Consider the following 16,212-nt stretch of genomic DNA (forward strand, 5'->3'; position numbering starts at 1 on the left):
CACCTTACAGCACATCAAAGCCAAGTTCTTTTAAATATCCATTAAGCTTTTCCTTAGTTTCTGCTTCCTTCTTTTCAAGTTCTGCTATTTCTCCTAAAACCTTTTGAATATCTACTTGCTCTTCTTCTTCAGTAGTATCTACATATCTACTTATGTTTAAATTACAGTCATTTTCTTTTATTGTTTCAATATCTACAACAGATGCATACTTTTCCACATCTTCAAATGCATCAAAGGCTCTTACTATTTTTTCTATATCTTCATCTCTAAGTTTATTCTTATTTCCGTCCTTAACAAAATCGTTACTTCCATCTATAAATAGGATTTTTCCTCTTCTTTCTTCTGACTTAGCTTTATTTAAAACAAGTATAGCAGCTGGAATTCCTGTTCCGTAGAATATATTTTGTGGTATTCCTATTACTGCTTCAATTAAATCATCATTAATAAATCCTGCTCTTATTTTTCCTTCTGCTGAACCTCTAAATAATACTCCATGTGGTACTACTGATGCCATCTTTCCTTTCATGTTTAAGCTTGATAACATATGCTCAACAAAAGCTAAATCTCCATAAGATTTTGGTGGAATTCCATAATTAAATCTGTGGAAAGCATCACTTTGAGCTTCTTCAACTCCCCAATTTTTTAATGAAAATGGTGGATTAGCAAGTACTTTATCAAAAACCTTTAATGCTCCACCTTCAGTATGTTTTGGTTCTCTTATAGTATCACCTTTTTGTATATCTGCACCTTTTGCACCATGGAATAACATGTTCATTTTGCATATTGCCCATGTAGAAAGGTTTATTTCTTGACCAAAAAGACTTAAGTTCTTTGGATTTCCACCATGTTTTTTAACATACTCTATACTTTGAATTAACATACCACCTGAACCACAAGTAGGGTCATAGATTCTATCGCCTTCTTCTGGCTTTAATATATTAACTAATACCTTAACTACTTCTGTTGGAGTATAGAATTCTCCACCCTTTTTACCACCTTGGTCTGCAAATTGTTTAATTAAATATTGATAAGCATCTCCAAGCATATCGTCTGATGCTAAGTTTGAATTTGCTAAATTTATTGTGCTAAAAAGTATTAAAAGCTGAGATAACTTTTTATCTGGCACCTTTTCCTTATCATTGTAGTTAGTTGTACTTAATACTCCTATAAGCTCTGAATTCTTAGGCTCATCTTCAATAGCTTTAAAAGCTTTATCTAATTCTGGTCCTATATTTAATGTTAAATCCTTAAGTTTTGACCACCTTGCTTGCTCCGGAACAAAGAAACTTTCATAAATAGATGGGTCTTCTAAAAGTTCTAAAATTTCATCTTCCTCTAATCCATTTTCAATGAATTCTTGTTTTCTAATTTCTCTTTCTTCATCAAATTCGTCATTTATTCTTTTTAAAAATAACATTCCAAATATATAATCTTTGTACTCTGCACCTGTTAATTCTCCTCTTAATATATCAGCACATTGCCAAAGCTTTGATTCTAATTCTTGTAATGTAAGTTTAGCCATAAATATATCTCCATTTCTATTGTTTCTTAATTTAACTGTATTTAAATATTAAATTATCCATTAATATTTAAATATATATTCTGCGTATATATCCTTATACATTTTACCATAATAAAACATAAATTTAGCAAAGTAAAAACTTATATACTTTCCATTTTCAAGAATTTATTTTATTAGTTAAAATTATTTTAATGACAATATTTTTAATCTATATTGATTAATAAATAAAATTAAGATTGTTATCTGAATACGAACACTCAGATTACAACCTTAACTTTCACTATATCTTATCTCATTCCCCATATTATTTAATTATTAATTTCTCTAAATATTCTCGATAAATTATCATAATTTTCTTTAGCCTCTATTTTAGGATTAAATGTTAATACATTCATCGCTGGTCTTATCTCTTCATTTCTAATATCAAAATCACTATTATAAAAATTATATATTAGGTCCTTACTTGTATCCATATTGTTTCTGCTATTTATTATCCAAATTTGACCTATCTCATCATAAGAATTAGCTGTACTTATAGAGAATGCGTATTTATATGCTATTTTATTAAAACTATATCGAATCACTGTATTAACAGTTGAAAATTTAGCATCCAATACAATATATTTATTTAAATTATTTTTACTTATTTTAATAACATAATCAGGTGTATAATAATCTGAATAATCTCCTTCATAATTTATAGTATTATTTCTAAATAGCCCCAAGCTAGGACTAAAGCTCTTTTTCTTCGCTGATATTAGCGGTTGATAAAATATACATACGTCCATATCATTTTTTCTAAATAAAAATGTATTTTCAAACTTACTATTTGTATATAAGCTTTTTTTATTAGATATATATGAAGTTTTTGATACATCAACTAAATCAAAATTATTTTTCAATAAATATTCATTCATATTTAACAAAATATAATATTCATAAATTTCACTAACACTATTAAAACTTAAAATCATTTTCTCTATTTCTAAATCATAATTCCCATACTCAAACCATTCTTTTATTGCTAAGTAAATCTTTTGATAGTGCTTAAATCTTATAAAGTTTGAAGTCGGCTTAGGAACTTTATTTATGACTATCTCATCACAATTTAGAACATTTTTGTATAATAAATATAATTCTAAAAACTTCTTTTTAAAAGCTATTAGCTTATCTAAGTATAAATTTATATTATTAAATACAAATTCATGTATATGGTATCCCGAGGAAATATAGTTAATATCCCATCTATCTATTCTATTATTTATATCGCTTGATGATAATGACTTAATCTCTTGTTGCAATAATAGATATATTGATTTTAGAAAACCTAAAACTACCTTATTCTCATATACATTATGTGATATTTCATTTTTACTAATTAATGTTTTTGTAGGAATTGAACTCTTTTTATTGTACTTAATTCCTGTTAATGTTTCTGTCTGCTTTAGATATTGTGGATTATTAAGTATAAATTGTATTGTATCACTATTTATAGTTCTAAGCTTTTCAAAGTCATCTATCACATACTTTTCTTTGCTTTCATAATAAGAATAATTTTTAAATAACTTTAAGTTTTCTCTATAAATTAATTCTATCTTCTCTAATAATGAAATTTTTGTATATATATTTCTATTATTACTTTTCTCTATAGAACTATAATCTAATACATTAGAGTCTTCCCTATATAAAAATTTATTTGCATTATTGTATATATACTCTATCATTGGATTAATTAACTCTGACATATAATCATTTTTAATATATATATCTAGCCAATCAGTATGAGCCCTAAAAATTTGGTCTTTATGCACATATTCTATAGATATATATACGTATCCATAAAAGTTATTAAATATCCTTTTAAATGCTTCTTTTTTATTCCCATCAGATATAAACCATATTTTCGATTCTAACTCTAAAATATCTTCTTCTTTATTATTTATATAAACTCTAACATCTGAAATCTCTTCATCACATTTTATCTCAAAAGAATACTCTAAATTACTATACACTATGTCTAGTTTTTTATTATAAGCTTTAATATAATTTGGCTGAGTTTCTCTTAACTCCAACTCCAAATTATCAACATTACTATTTTTAGGATTTATGACTAATTTAAATATCATTTCCTCACCCATTATATAAAGAACTGATAATACTCCATATTCTTATCACCTTTATCTAGTATTCTCTTTATTATTTTTTTACTTTTCATCATGTTATTCTTATCGAAAATATTCTCTAGCTTATTTAAAAATCTTTTATACTCTTCTCCATATCCATCTATTTTAGGTAGTAACTTTTGTGCTATACTATAATCTAATGCAACAAATTCTTTTGCTGTGATTTCAGTATTCTCAAACAAATCATATCCAACACTTATATACCTATTAATCATACCTTTAATCCTAGGACTTACAGATATACCATTTTCATTAAATTCAATATATATTTGTTCTAAAACTTCTCTAATTTCATCCATTTTTTCCTTAGACTTAGAACTATCATATCCAAAAGTCTGAGTTATACTATTAAATGAAATTATTTTATTCTTTGTATCTTCAACTATTTCCAAATCTACATCAACCACATCAAATTCAGAATTATCTAATGTAATAATCCAAGCCCTATCTATAAGCCTAGGAGACAAAGTTTCTGTTGTATGGTCATAATTTATAGTTGCAAGAAACCTTAATGTTTCTGGGATATTATATGAATATCCATCTCCAAGAATTATACTTCTATTATCTTTACTCAAATCACATACATTCATAAAATCCGCCCAGTAATGCTCTATAGGACTTAAATTTGCTTCATCAAGTAGAATATAAAAAGGAATATCTTTTATATTACGCTTAAACTCAATATCTAATATGTTAAATGCTGAGAATAATAAGTTATTATTTTTATCAAACTCTTTTGTTAAAGGATTATAATATCCTACAAAATCCCTTTTAGATGTCCACCCCTTTTCTACAGATACTTCAATATATCTATCACTGTATCCATTATTAATCAAACCTAAAGCTTGAGAAAATATATTACATATTGATGTTTTACCAACTCCAGGCTCTCCTGCAAAAACAGTTAAAAAACCTTGAGCTATGCATATCATAATATTTATTATTTCATTCCTTGTATAACTTCTATTTGTATTGACTTTTTTAATAAGATAATTAATTAACTCCTCTTTATCATAAATTTCTAAATAATTATCTACATTCTTCTTTGACATTATACTGTTTTCAAACTCATCTCTACTAACTTTCTTACTCCATTCTGCAGATGCCTTCATCATTTCGTTAGCAATAACCCCCTCAAATGATGCATCAAATGCAAGTGAATCATAATCGTTTACAGCTTCAGTTAATTTCCTTTTAAACTTATCTTCTAGCTCTTTTATCTCCATCTTCCATCTTTCACCACTTTTGATGAATGTCTGATACTTACTCTCTTCTATATCTGCTTCTTTTTTTAAATTTTCAACTTTTAACATCAAATTAGCGTACTCATCTACTATGTTATATTTTTTTTCCAATTGATAAATATCAGCCTGTAATTTCTCCTTTCGCTCTTCTCCCTCTCTTATTTCTTCTTGATTTTGTACCCTAAAGCTGTTTATACTATTTTCTTTTATTAAGTCCTCATTATTCTTTATATCTTCTTGTATTTGCTTTGACTCGATTTTTTTTGCTTCAATTTCTTTATCTAAATTTTTTAGCTCAAGTTTTTTATTTTCTATTTTATTTTCTACAATATTATAATTTTGTAACTTTCTCAAATTATCATTGTTAGCCAAAATTCCTCTAACTAAAATATTATCTCCATTATCTATATCTAATAACTTTCCAATTATATCTATTAACTCTTCTAGAATAAACTCTTCTGTTATTTCAGTCTCAGAAACTAACATTCTTATCCTTTGTATTCTATCGCTGCTCAGCTTATTATCAATTATAGAAAATATACTTTCCCTTATTTTTATAATTTCATTTTGTGAATAGATTGTATTAAGTAAATTTATCTTTTCCTTCAATAGTCTAACTAATTCTTTATCATTAATTATATCAATTTCTTCTTTTATTAAATTATCATTTTTAAAATAGATTATACTTTTAGGTGCATCCGTATAATTAATTAGTTGAAGCTCTATTAAATCTATAGCACCTTCATTTTTGTTAATATCATATTTTTCCACTATATAATCTTCTCTATTTAATACTAATTCATATCCTACACTAGTATTCTTAGTTTTAAACGGTCCATATATAAATTCAGAGTTCCTTATATAAGTATTATTTTTACTTTCATAATTAACTATTATAGGTTGTTTATTTTTCAACTTGTACTCAATACTTTGACTATCTTCTAAAAGTTCTATAAGTTCAAAAATATTCTCTCTCTCTATTACATAAAAATTATTTTCATTTAATATATATTTATCATCTATCTGATATTTACTTCCTGAAGTTGTACTTTTTAAACTCTCTTTTGAAAAAGCAAATATTTTTAATTCTCTTTCATCTATTTTATAATTCCTTAATCTCGAACTATATGGCACATATACATTTATATTACCATAACTAGGATAAATATCTTTTCTTTGATTCTTTTCTAAAACACATATTTTACTACCTTCAATATGTGCTAATGGATAAATATTAAAATAATCATCTTTTTCCTTAAGTATAACAATACTTTTAACTTGAGTTTCTATAGTATCTTTTAGAGTCAACCTATCTTCTAAATTTACATCATTAATAGTACTTAATGACTTCTCATCATTTAAAGGATAAGTCTTATGTAGCTCTTCTACTTTATTCGCTATAAGATTAAAATTCATATTCAATTTTTTCTCCCCCAAATACTCATGGATAACATATATCATTGATTCAACTATATTATCTTTATTCACTTTTCCCAATACATCAGTAATGCTTTTAAATTCTAATTTATCAATACTATATTCTTTATATAAAAAATCTACAAATTTGCGATTACTTACTTCGTCAGCCGTTATATTTTTTAATTTAGTTGAATTTTTTTTTACCAAATCAATAGATTTCTTTATCTTTGAATTATAATCTAATTTGAAAGCCATCTCTAACACTTCATCTGGCAAATCCAAATAAAACTCTTCAATATTTTTATATTGCACTACTCCCAACCCCTTAAAATTATACTTTTAAAGACATTATACCATATTTTTCTTATAATGCATTTAAGTGTAATAAATGTATTAAAATAAATAATAATAATAATAAAAAAAAAAAATAGATTACTAATACGTTGATTTTTTTCTTTATCGCACTTAACAAATCATATATTAGACATTTTCTAGTTTTTATGTACTTTTTTCAAACATTAAACATATAAATATTAGTACAAAGCAATATTATAAGGACGGTTATATGCCTAAAAACCCTAATATTAAAAATATAATATCTTATTTAAGAGAAGAAAAGAGAAATACAATCCTCAGTTCAGATATAAATAATGTATCTACTCTAACTGACAGTATTAAAGACGAAGCTGTAGAAAAACTAGAAATAACAGATTATATATGGAAGTCTAATAAAAAGCACATAACTTTGTATATACGAGCTTTATTAACTATTAAACATCTAAAAGATATAAATACAGATACTTACGATAAGTTATTTAACTGTAAAAGTAAAGATGAAGTTCTTACTCTTCTTTCTGGTAAGTTACCTGACGGTTACAGTAATAGTCACCATGTATGTAAGCACATAATAAGTGAAATTAAATATCTAATAAAAAATCCAAACCTTTTGCTTGAAGAAACACCTAAATCTGATACTTCTGAAACCGATGAGGTTATAGATAATACTATTACTCCAAAAGAATCAACCGAACAAAGTAATATTTCTGATAAAAATAAAACTAAGAAAAAAATAGCTATTACAGCTAAAGCTTTAAACAAAGTTATAGAATCTGATAATGAACTTTTAAATAAACTTTTAATTATTACTGATGATGAAATTAAAAAATCTATCTTAGAAAAGTTTAAAGATACTTATAACATATCCTTAGAAGTAATTGGAGAATGGATAAATACTTATAAAAATAAGCGCCCTATTGTTCTAGAGGAAAATAAAACTATAAAAGAATTAGCTATATTAAAAGAAAGCTCTGCAGAAAAAATAAAAAATCTCCACTGTAAAAATACTGAGCTACTTTCCGAAATATCACATCTCAAAGATAAAAATTCTACTCTTATATCTGAATTAGAAGATGCTAATAAACAATTAGAAAATTATAAATATAAAACACCTAACTTAAGCCCTAAGCATGTTTTTTCTGTTGAGCTTAAAGAACTAAATAGGCTATTAAATAGTAATTTATCAGAAAGTCATATTACTATAAAAGATGAAATTTTAAATAGAGTTTCTAAATATATAGATGAATACTCATTAATAAAAATCGAGGATATTATTAATAAAAATAGGGATTTAAAGTCTGAAATTGTACAAATTATATTACTAGCATTCCTTCACGAAAAATCTCTTCTATGATGTTATATAAAAAGCTTAACTTGTCCATACTCATAATAAGAATCTTTTTATGGAGGAGCTATGAATAAATTAGTTATTGATGCAGGTAAATTAATTAAATATAAACGTAAAGTAAAGGGGTACTCTACTCAAGAATTAGCCAAACTATTAGATGTATCCCCTGGTCTTATAAATAACATAGAAAATGCTAAAACTGATACTTTTAACATAGAATTACTTTACAAAATAAGCTCTGCTCTAGATATTCCAGTTACAGATATCCTTTCTTACAATCTAGATACTATTTTAACTTCTATTTTTGATAACCACGAAATGCCTTCATCTTTAAAATTGAATCTTAAACCTTTATTAAAAGCATTAATTCAACTTTCTAATAATGAAAATTTATCTTCTACTAAAATTGATATATTTTTAGAAAAACTTGTAGATGATATTAATTTCTATAGTAAAATCTCTTCTTCATAAGTAAGTGGTTTCATTATTAATCACTTACTTTCTTATAATAAACCTTAAAAATATATTTTTTTGAATTTTTTATATAATTTATTGAATAAATTCTACACATATGTGAAGAATACTACATGAGGTGACACATATGACAAAAAAATTACTACTTAGTAATACAAGTATTAATACCTTTTATAATCACAAAGATTCGTATAAGAAAAAATATATAGAAAAGGTTGGATATCAATCTAAGAAGTCTAAAAACCTTAGCTTCGGTAATTCTATTCATAGCTCTTTAAATGAATTTAATCTTCTTAGCGAAAAAGAACAAACACTTAAAGCTCTTGAAAGACTATTAAACAAAAACTGGATTACTGAAGGTTATAATTCTACTGAAGAAATGCTCAATAACTTTATTAGAGCCAAAAATATACTATCTATTTATTTTAAAGACCGTAAAGATTTTGGAAAAACTTTATTATCTGAAGAAATGGTCTACTACAACGTTAATAATGTATTAACTATTTGTGGAAAGATTGATAAAGTCTTTATAAATAACGATGGAAAAATAGAATTGCTAGATTATAAAACAGGTACTACTAATAATCTTATGATTGATATTAATACAGATATCCAGCTCCCCCTTTATATTGTCCTTATAAAACATAGGCTAAATATAGTTCCTGACATAATAAGCTACTATTATCTGACAAACAATAATAAGATTTCCCTTGAAATAACAGAAGATGTCATTAATATATGCTTAGACCGTTTAAAATCAATTATTGCTGATATGTACATTATGCATAAAAATTAATTTTATACTGTTGTATATTAAATAAAAAACGTACGAAAAATGAGGTGAATTTAATGAAAAAAATTCAAAACAATACATATAAAGTTCAAATCTCTTACATAGATAAATCTGAAACTTGGAATAAGCTAAGCGACTTTATAATATCTTTTATTATGGAAAATAAAGATATATTAGAGGTTAATGATTGCAATGAATAATTTAAAAGCACTTGATAATATTATTGATATCCCTAAAAACTACGCAGCTATATATGCTAGAATTTCTGGTACAAGAGATAATAACTCCATAAGTTCGCAGATTCAGCTTGCTACAAATGCTTTAAAAGAAAAGAATCTTCTTATCTATAATGTTTATACTGATTTTGATTCTGCTAAAAAATTATCTCCAACTAAAAGGAAGGGTTTATCCAAATTATTAGCTGATGCTAAGGCTGGTTGCTTTAAAACTGTTATAATCTATAGACTCGATAGATTAGTTAGACGATATAAGGATTGGTTGGAAATTAAAAATACCTTTTCTAAGTTAGGAATAAACCTAATTTATTCTGATGAATCGCAATCACTTCCTAGGAACTCTTCCCAAGGAGAGTTTTTTGAGAATTTAATGGTAATGGTAGCAGAAATGGAACCTGATACTATAAATCAAAGGGCTAGTAACGGTCGTAAATTTAGAAGAACGCAGGGTGCATATAGTTGTGGTACAAACGCACCATTTGGATATATAAGAGAAGAAAGAGATGAGTCTGACTCTAGTAAAGCTTCTAAGTCCATTTTTAATGAAGAGCCTATTAAGCTTGCATTTGTTAAATATATGTACTTAGAATTTAATACCTTAATAATTCAAGAAAAAAAATCTATAAATACTAATAAAGCTAGTATTACTTTTATTTATAATGCTTTAGAAAAAGCTGTCAATTATATAGAAAAGCATATTAATGAAGGAGAAATTCCAGTACACTCATTGGATAAAAATACTCCTATTTACGAGTTATGTTCTACTATAAACAAATATCTTAAAAGAAAATCCCATGATTTTGTTCTAGAAGGCATAAAATTGGTTAAGTTTCACTATCTAATTAATAGCAAAACAAATAAGAAAAGAAATACAAATAACATAACTATCTGCCTTAAAAACAGTACTTATGCTGGCTATATGCTAGAGGATTCAAAACATCCTTTTAAAGGTCTTAAGTACACTACTGATAGTAATGAAACTATACTTTATGATGAACGTTTAGATGAGGGAGCTTTTATTAAAACCAATAACTTAAATGGCGTTATTCCTTACACTATTTTTAAAACCGTATATTCATATTTAACCTATGAAAGCCTAGGCAGAATTGATAGGACTCCAGACTTTTTACTTAAGGGAGCTTTACGATGCTCTTGTAACAAAAAACTTTTGCTTGTAGATGATGCTTACTTACATTGTGGTAATTCTAAGTGCACAGGTTTTTTAAAGAAAGATTTATTAGGATTTATAGTTAATGAAATAGTTAGAGACTGCTTATCTAATAGTAATACTACTATTAAGAAATTCCTAAAGAGCCTTGATAAGAAAACTCAATTAGATACATCTAATATTAATTCTCTAAAAAAGAAAAAGTTTGAAGCTGTTGCTAATTATATAAACTCTAAAGATGAATCTTTTATAAACTACATATATGATAAAAAGGTTTCTATAGATTCTTATACGGGTCTATGTACACAATATAGGCAAAAAATCTCTCATATAGATACTTTATTTGAAAAAATCAACTCTTCCAAAGAGTATTATGATTTATATCAAATTAAGGACATTAACACCCTATATACTGTCATTAATAAGATTACTGACTATATTTTAGCTAATGAAGATATATTTATATCCATTTTTTCTGAAATAATAAAAGAAGTAAAGGTGAAGTTAAATAATGATTCCAGTAATGCAAAAGGAAATATCAAAATCAAATATGAGTTTACAGCCGAAAAAGCTAGCAATATACATTAGAGTTTCAACCGCAAAACAAGATTCTAATAACTCTAAGGAAAATCAATTAGAAAGTATATTTTCATTAATAAAGGCTAATAACTGGGATACTATTCCTTACGAAATATATGATGATACCTTTTCAGCTTCTTTAGGTCCTAAACTTAGCATATTAAACTCTTCTGATGAAAGTTTTGATAACTTAAATCCCAGTATTTTCCTAAGAGAAGGTATAAGAAAATTATTTTACGATGCATCTTTTAAAAAGTTTGATAAATTAATAGTTTACTCTCACGATAGATTATCTCGTGATGCATATGAAAGCCTATTAATTAAACATACTTTAAATAAGCTTAATATAGAAATCATTTATTCTAGAGCTGGTGAACAGATTAATTCTGAAAATGACTCTATGAATACTTTCCTGGAGAATCTTCTTAGTAACTTATCAGCTCTTGAGTCTAATATAATTGGTGCAAGAACCTTTATGGGTAACTGTGGTAATATACTTAAAAATTTATGGGCTGGTGGTCCTCCTCCATATGGGTATGAACTTTCTCCAGTTCCTTCAAATAGAAGGAAAAGTAAACTTGTTATAAATCCAACAGAAGCTAGAGTTGTTAAGAAAATCTTTGAATTATATACCCTTGGATATAGCCCTAAAAACATAGTTAATTACATTAAAACAGAATATAAATACAATAATGATAGACTCTGGACTATAAATTCTATAAAAAGCATCATCTCCAATCCTATTTATACTGGTGTTATGACTTGGAATAAAAAAGGTGGTCGAAGAAACCCTAGAAAAAAAGATAGTAGTGAATATACCTATTCTAAGTTTGACTTAAATCTTCAACTCATTAATGACGATACGTGGAATAAAACTAAAGCCCTAAAAGAACTTCAATATAAAGACCCTAAATTTTTATCCACACAATTTTTACTAAAAGGTCTTATTACTTGTGGAAAATGTGGCAATATATTGAAAACTAAAAATCATGGTAATTCTACTGGTTATGTATATTATTGCCGCCATACAAATAATGATTCTAATACAAATATAAGAAATTTACCTTTAGAAACTATTACTATAAAAACTTCTATTATACATGAAATAGTTTTTAATGAATTTAGCTCTCTTATTGCTTCTTTAATAGATAAGGATACTAATATTGATAACTTATACACTAACTACTTTAATAAATCACAACTAGGAAAAGAGTCATTAAAATCTGAAAAGAGTCAATTGCTAGATGATGTTTATGATATTGAATCCATGATAAAAAAAGCTTCTGATGAATTAAATGAACTAAATAATAATCCTTTAGCTAGCTCTGATGATGAAAATGCCTACGATAAATACCTTTGTTTATTGCTGTCTATTGAAGAATTTATAACTCATTTAAATTTAATGAAATCTCAACTTAATGAAAAAATAAAAGTAATTGATGAAAAACTCCTATATAAAATTATCCCTAAAGAAAACTTCAGAAAATATATAATTAATAAGTTATCTCCATTTGAAAAAATATTATCTGAACAAAATACTGATATAAAAAACAGATGCTTAAGATTACTACTTATTAATATTATTGACTATATTAAAGTTTATAGCAATTCCTCTATTGAAATAGCCTTTAAATAAACTTATTATGATTTTTCCCTTATTATTTGAATATATATTAAGGTATAACAATTATACTTGGGGGAAAAATGCCTAATCAATATACTAAGGTTCCACTTTTCATCGAAGAAGATGATGCTTTTATAGATACCTCTTTATTATCTAAAGAGCTTAGTTTTGCAGTTATTGAAGCTATTAAAGATATTCTTCCTAAAGATGTTGAAAGTACTACCAAATTAATAACTAAAATAAAAGATGAAGTATAAAGGAGGTGTTTAGAATTAAAACTGCTGCTATTTATGCTCGTCGCTCAAAGATTGTTGAAACTGGTGATTCCATAGAAACACAGATTCACCTTTGTACTAATTATCTTAAAAACATTGGAATAACTAATACAATAGTTTACGCCGATGAAGGATTCTCTGGGAAAGATACTGATAGACCTAAATTTATGGAGTTATTGAATGATGCTAAAACTAAAAAGTTTCAGGTTTTAATCTGTTATAAATTAGATAGGCTTAGTCGTAATATTGGTGACTTCTCAAATTTAATTAATGACTTAGAAAAATATAATATTTCCTTTATATCTGTTGTAGAACAATTTGATACAGGCTCTGCTATGGGAAAAGCAATGATGTATATATGCTCTGTTTTTAGTCAACTTGAAAGAGAAACAATTTCAAAAAGAGTTTGTGATAATATGTATTCTCTTGCTGAAAATGGCTACTGGCTTGGAGGCGAAGTGCCCTTTGGATATACAAATAAAAGAAATGGTGTTACTGATTCTTCTGGTAAAAACAGAACCTTTGCTGAACTTGTTCCAGTAAAAGATGAAATAGAAATAGCTAAACTTATTTTTGATAAATATCTTGAATTTGGTAGTATTTCTAAAGTAGAAAAATACACACTACAAAATAATATAAAAACTAGAAGAAATAAATATTGGAGTAAAACTACTCTTTCATATCTTATTAGTAATCCTGTTTACGTAAAAGCTGATGAAAGCATAGTTGAATATTATAAATCCCTTGGGATAACTACCTATGGAAATGTTAATGGTTCCAATGGAATGTTAATCTATAAAAAAAGAAAAGGTAAAACTAGTAAGCTTAGAGATTCTTCCGAATGGATATATGCCGTATCAAATCATAAAGGAATAATAGAAGCAGAAACCTGGTTAAAAGCACAAAAGTTAGCTAAATTAAATAGAGTAAGAGCACCTAATATGGGATGTAGTAATAGAGCTTTACTTAGTGGTATGATACGTTGTGCTAAATGTGGAACATTTATGAGAGTTGCTTATGGGCAACCTACTAAAAAATCTCCTATAAGAAAGCACTACTATGCATGTACTTTAAAACATAATTCTGGTGGTACTAGATGTGATAATAAAAACACTGACGGTCCAGAACTAGATAGACTAATTATTAATAAATTAAAGGAAATGTCTATTGATAAAAGTTCCCTAGTAAAAAAACTTAAGGAATATAAAAGTTCATTAGAAAGCTCCTCTGAAAATATTCTTTATACTTCTTTGCAAAAAAGTATCGCTCAAAATAAAGAACAAATTGATAATATTATAAATAATATATCCCTTACCAAAGATGCTATGGTAGTTAAAGTTCTATTAGATAAACTAGCTAATTTAAAAGAAGAAGAATCTAAACTAAATAAAAACTTAGCTGACCTTAATTCCGAAATGGAACAACAAGATGCTCTCATAGCTAATTGTGATGATATTATTTCTAAATTAAAAAACTTTTCTAAGCTAATAGACTCCTTAAACGTTGAAGGACAAAAGAAACTTGTATCTTCCGTAATAGATAAAGTATTTGTTAATGGAGATACTGGAGCAGTTAAAATAAAATTTAAATATTTATAGAACAATTAATATAAAGGGGCTTATTACATTGATTTATATTTGACTTTATTATTTACGATTATAATTAAAGGAGGTGATATAATGATACTTTTCTGTCAATTATGTGGTGCTAAATTAGAAACAGAAGAAGAAATAGACAATGGTTGGTGTGATGACTGTGGTAGTTCAGATATGGCTTATTGTCCAATATGTGAAGAACCAATGAATGAATTTGGTTTTTGTGATAGATGTGATGATGATTAAATGAATCATCATATTTCAAGTCAACTTTTGTTCAAGTCAAATAACAATATTAATTTAAAGCATAGTCATAAAATAAAGACTTGTAGATAGCCTACAAGCCTTATAAACAAAGGAGTATAAGAATGAACACAAATGATAATAAAATTGGAACCTTTGCATCGCAAAGTAGTAAAGCGAGCATCTGCTCTAAAGATAAACATTCCAGAATTCCATAAATAACTGCCCTTTAACAAGAAGTCTTTAGCTACTTCTAAGTTAGGCTTTTCTGTAAATCTTGCTACTTTAAATGTTGGTATTTCTACTATAGCTCTTTGTCCCATTTCAATATATCCATAGCCTGTCTCAGCCCTTGAAGGTGTAATCCCTAAAGTTACAATACCTCTTTTCTTATTAGCTATTTCAACAGCTTGTGATAATGTCTCAATATACAACTTTTCATTTTCTATATGGTGGTCCGAAGGTAAAACAACCATAATAGCATCATTGTCTTTTTTTAATAGTTTTACAGCTGATAGTCCTATGCATGTTGCAGTTTCCTTATTCATTGGCTCAGTTAAAATATTGTTTGAATTAATATTATCTAATTCTACCTTTACCTTATCCTCATAATCCTTATTAGTAACAATATAAATATTTTCTTTATTTATTAATGGTGATACTCTATCTACAGTATTTTGTAAAAAGCTTTTATCATTAATAACCTTTAAAAACTGTTTAGGTCTTGCTGATCTAGATAAAGGATAAAGCCTGGTACCTTTTCCTCCTGCTAATATTAGCCCGTATATCAATAATTTTCAACTCCACGTAAATACTTTGATATATCTTATGCTATGTAATTTTTTTTGTGAAAAATAATAAGGCTGTATTTGATGAGGATACAGCCTTACTTGGTAAAAATAATTATTATAGTAAAATTATATTATTTTATATATTGTTGTATGTCTATACTGGGCATTTGCCTTTAGCAGTGAAATTTCAAACTTACTATCATTTTTAGCATTAGGAACAATAAGTTGTAAAAATTTTAAATATATCTCTATAAAATTCACAAAATTTATATATTGACATTTTTTTAAATTAATAATAAAATTATATTATAAATTAAATATTTCCATTAAGAGGGAGTAGTAAAAAATATAGCATCAACATTCGCGGCCGCTAGGTCTGGTG

At 26.4% G+C, this 16,212-nt stretch carries 12 protein-coding genes and 1 pseudogene; 9 read left to right on the forward strand and 4 right to left on the reverse strand.

The window, feature by feature from the left end:
- Positions 1–4 precede the first annotated feature (4 nt).
- The 3 genes from ACQPUY_RS08405 to ACQPUY_RS08415 all read right to left on the reverse strand — a co-directional run bounded on the left by ACQPUY_RS08405 (position 5) and on the right by ACQPUY_RS08415 (position 6,680).
- The gene (locus tag ACQPUY_RS08405; RefSeq protein ID WP_430840702.1) at positions 5–1,522 is read right to left on the reverse strand and encodes a type I restriction-modification system subunit M; all 1,518 of its coding nucleotides are present in this window, start codon (positions 1,520–1,522) and stop codon (positions 5–7) included.
- 308 nt (positions 1,523–1,830) lie between these two features.
- A complete protein-coding gene (locus ACQPUY_RS08410) occupies positions 1,831–3,648 on the reverse strand; it encodes a DUF2357 domain-containing protein (RefSeq protein WP_430840703.1) in 1,818 nt (605 codons plus the stop codon).
- A gap of 11 nt (positions 3,649–3,659) precedes the next feature.
- Positions 3,660–6,680, reverse strand: a complete 3,021-nt coding sequence (locus tag ACQPUY_RS08415; RefSeq protein WP_430840704.1) for a hypothetical protein — start codon at positions 6,678–6,680, stop codon at positions 3,660–3,662.
- 253 nt (positions 6,681–6,933) lie between these two features.
- Between ACQPUY_RS08415 and ACQPUY_RS08420 the strand changes: the two genes are divergently transcribed.
- The 9 genes from ACQPUY_RS08420 to ACQPUY_RS08460 all read left to right on the forward strand — a co-directional run bounded on the left by ACQPUY_RS08420 (position 6,934) and on the right by ACQPUY_RS08460 (position 15,042).
- The gene (locus tag ACQPUY_RS08420) at positions 6,934–8,058 is read left to right on the forward strand and encodes a hypothetical protein (protein ID WP_430840705.1); all 1,125 of its coding nucleotides are present in this window, start codon (positions 6,934–6,936) and stop codon (positions 8,056–8,058) included.
- 60 nt (positions 8,059–8,118) lie between these two features.
- The gene (locus tag ACQPUY_RS08425) at positions 8,119–8,523 is read left to right on the forward strand and encodes a helix-turn-helix domain-containing protein (protein WP_430840706.1); all 405 of its coding nucleotides are present in this window, start codon (positions 8,119–8,121) and stop codon (positions 8,521–8,523) included.
- Between the two features lie 130 nt (positions 8,524–8,653).
- The gene (locus tag ACQPUY_RS08430) at positions 8,654–9,322 is read left to right on the forward strand and encodes a RecB family exonuclease (protein WP_430840707.1); all 669 of its coding nucleotides are present in this window, start codon (positions 8,654–8,656) and stop codon (positions 9,320–9,322) included.
- Between the two features lie 53 nt (positions 9,323–9,375).
- Positions 9,376–9,519 (forward strand): hypothetical protein, encoded by a 144-nt coding sequence (locus ACQPUY_RS08435; protein WP_430840708.1) that lies wholly within the window; start codon positions 9,376–9,378, stop codon positions 9,517–9,519.
- Positions 9,512–11,311, forward strand: coding sequence for a recombinase family protein (locus ACQPUY_RS08440; protein ID WP_430840709.1), 1,800 nt, complete (start codon positions 9,512–9,514; stop codon positions 11,309–11,311). The genes ACQPUY_RS08435 and ACQPUY_RS08440 overlap by 8 nt, the downstream gene beginning before the upstream one ends.
- On the forward strand, positions 11,235–12,938 hold the full coding sequence (locus ACQPUY_RS08445; protein WP_430840710.1) for a recombinase family protein: 1,704 nt from the start codon (positions 11,235–11,237) through the stop codon (positions 12,936–12,938). The genes ACQPUY_RS08440 and ACQPUY_RS08445 overlap by 77 nt, the downstream gene beginning before the upstream one ends.
- A gap of 68 nt (positions 12,939–13,006) precedes the next feature.
- The gene (locus ACQPUY_RS08450; protein ID WP_430840711.1) at positions 13,007–13,183 is read left to right on the forward strand and encodes a hypothetical protein; all 177 of its coding nucleotides are present in this window, start codon (positions 13,007–13,009) and stop codon (positions 13,181–13,183) included.
- A 5-nt stretch (positions 13,184–13,188) separates the two neighbouring features.
- Positions 13,189–14,799: a recombinase family protein gene (locus ACQPUY_RS08455; protein WP_430840712.1), complete on the forward strand. Its 1,611-nt coding sequence runs from the start codon at positions 13,189–13,191 to the stop codon at positions 14,797–14,799.
- A gap of 81 nt (positions 14,800–14,880) precedes the next feature.
- A complete protein-coding gene (locus ACQPUY_RS08460; RefSeq protein ID WP_430840713.1) occupies positions 14,881–15,042 on the forward strand; it encodes a hypothetical protein in 162 nt (53 codons plus the stop codon).
- Between the two features lie 179 nt (positions 15,043–15,221).
- Here the strand turns inward: ACQPUY_RS08460 and ACQPUY_RS08465 are convergent.
- Positions 15,222–15,830: pseudogene (locus ACQPUY_RS08465) on the reverse strand (mannose-1-phosphate guanylyltransferase); the annotation flags it as partial.
- Positions 15,831–16,212: the final 382 nt, after the last annotated feature.

Source organism: Clostridium nigeriense (assembly GCF_050585245.1).
In the GTDB taxonomy this organism is placed as follows: Bacteria; Bacillota; Clostridia; order Clostridiales; family Clostridiaceae; genus Clostridium; species Clostridium nigeriense_A.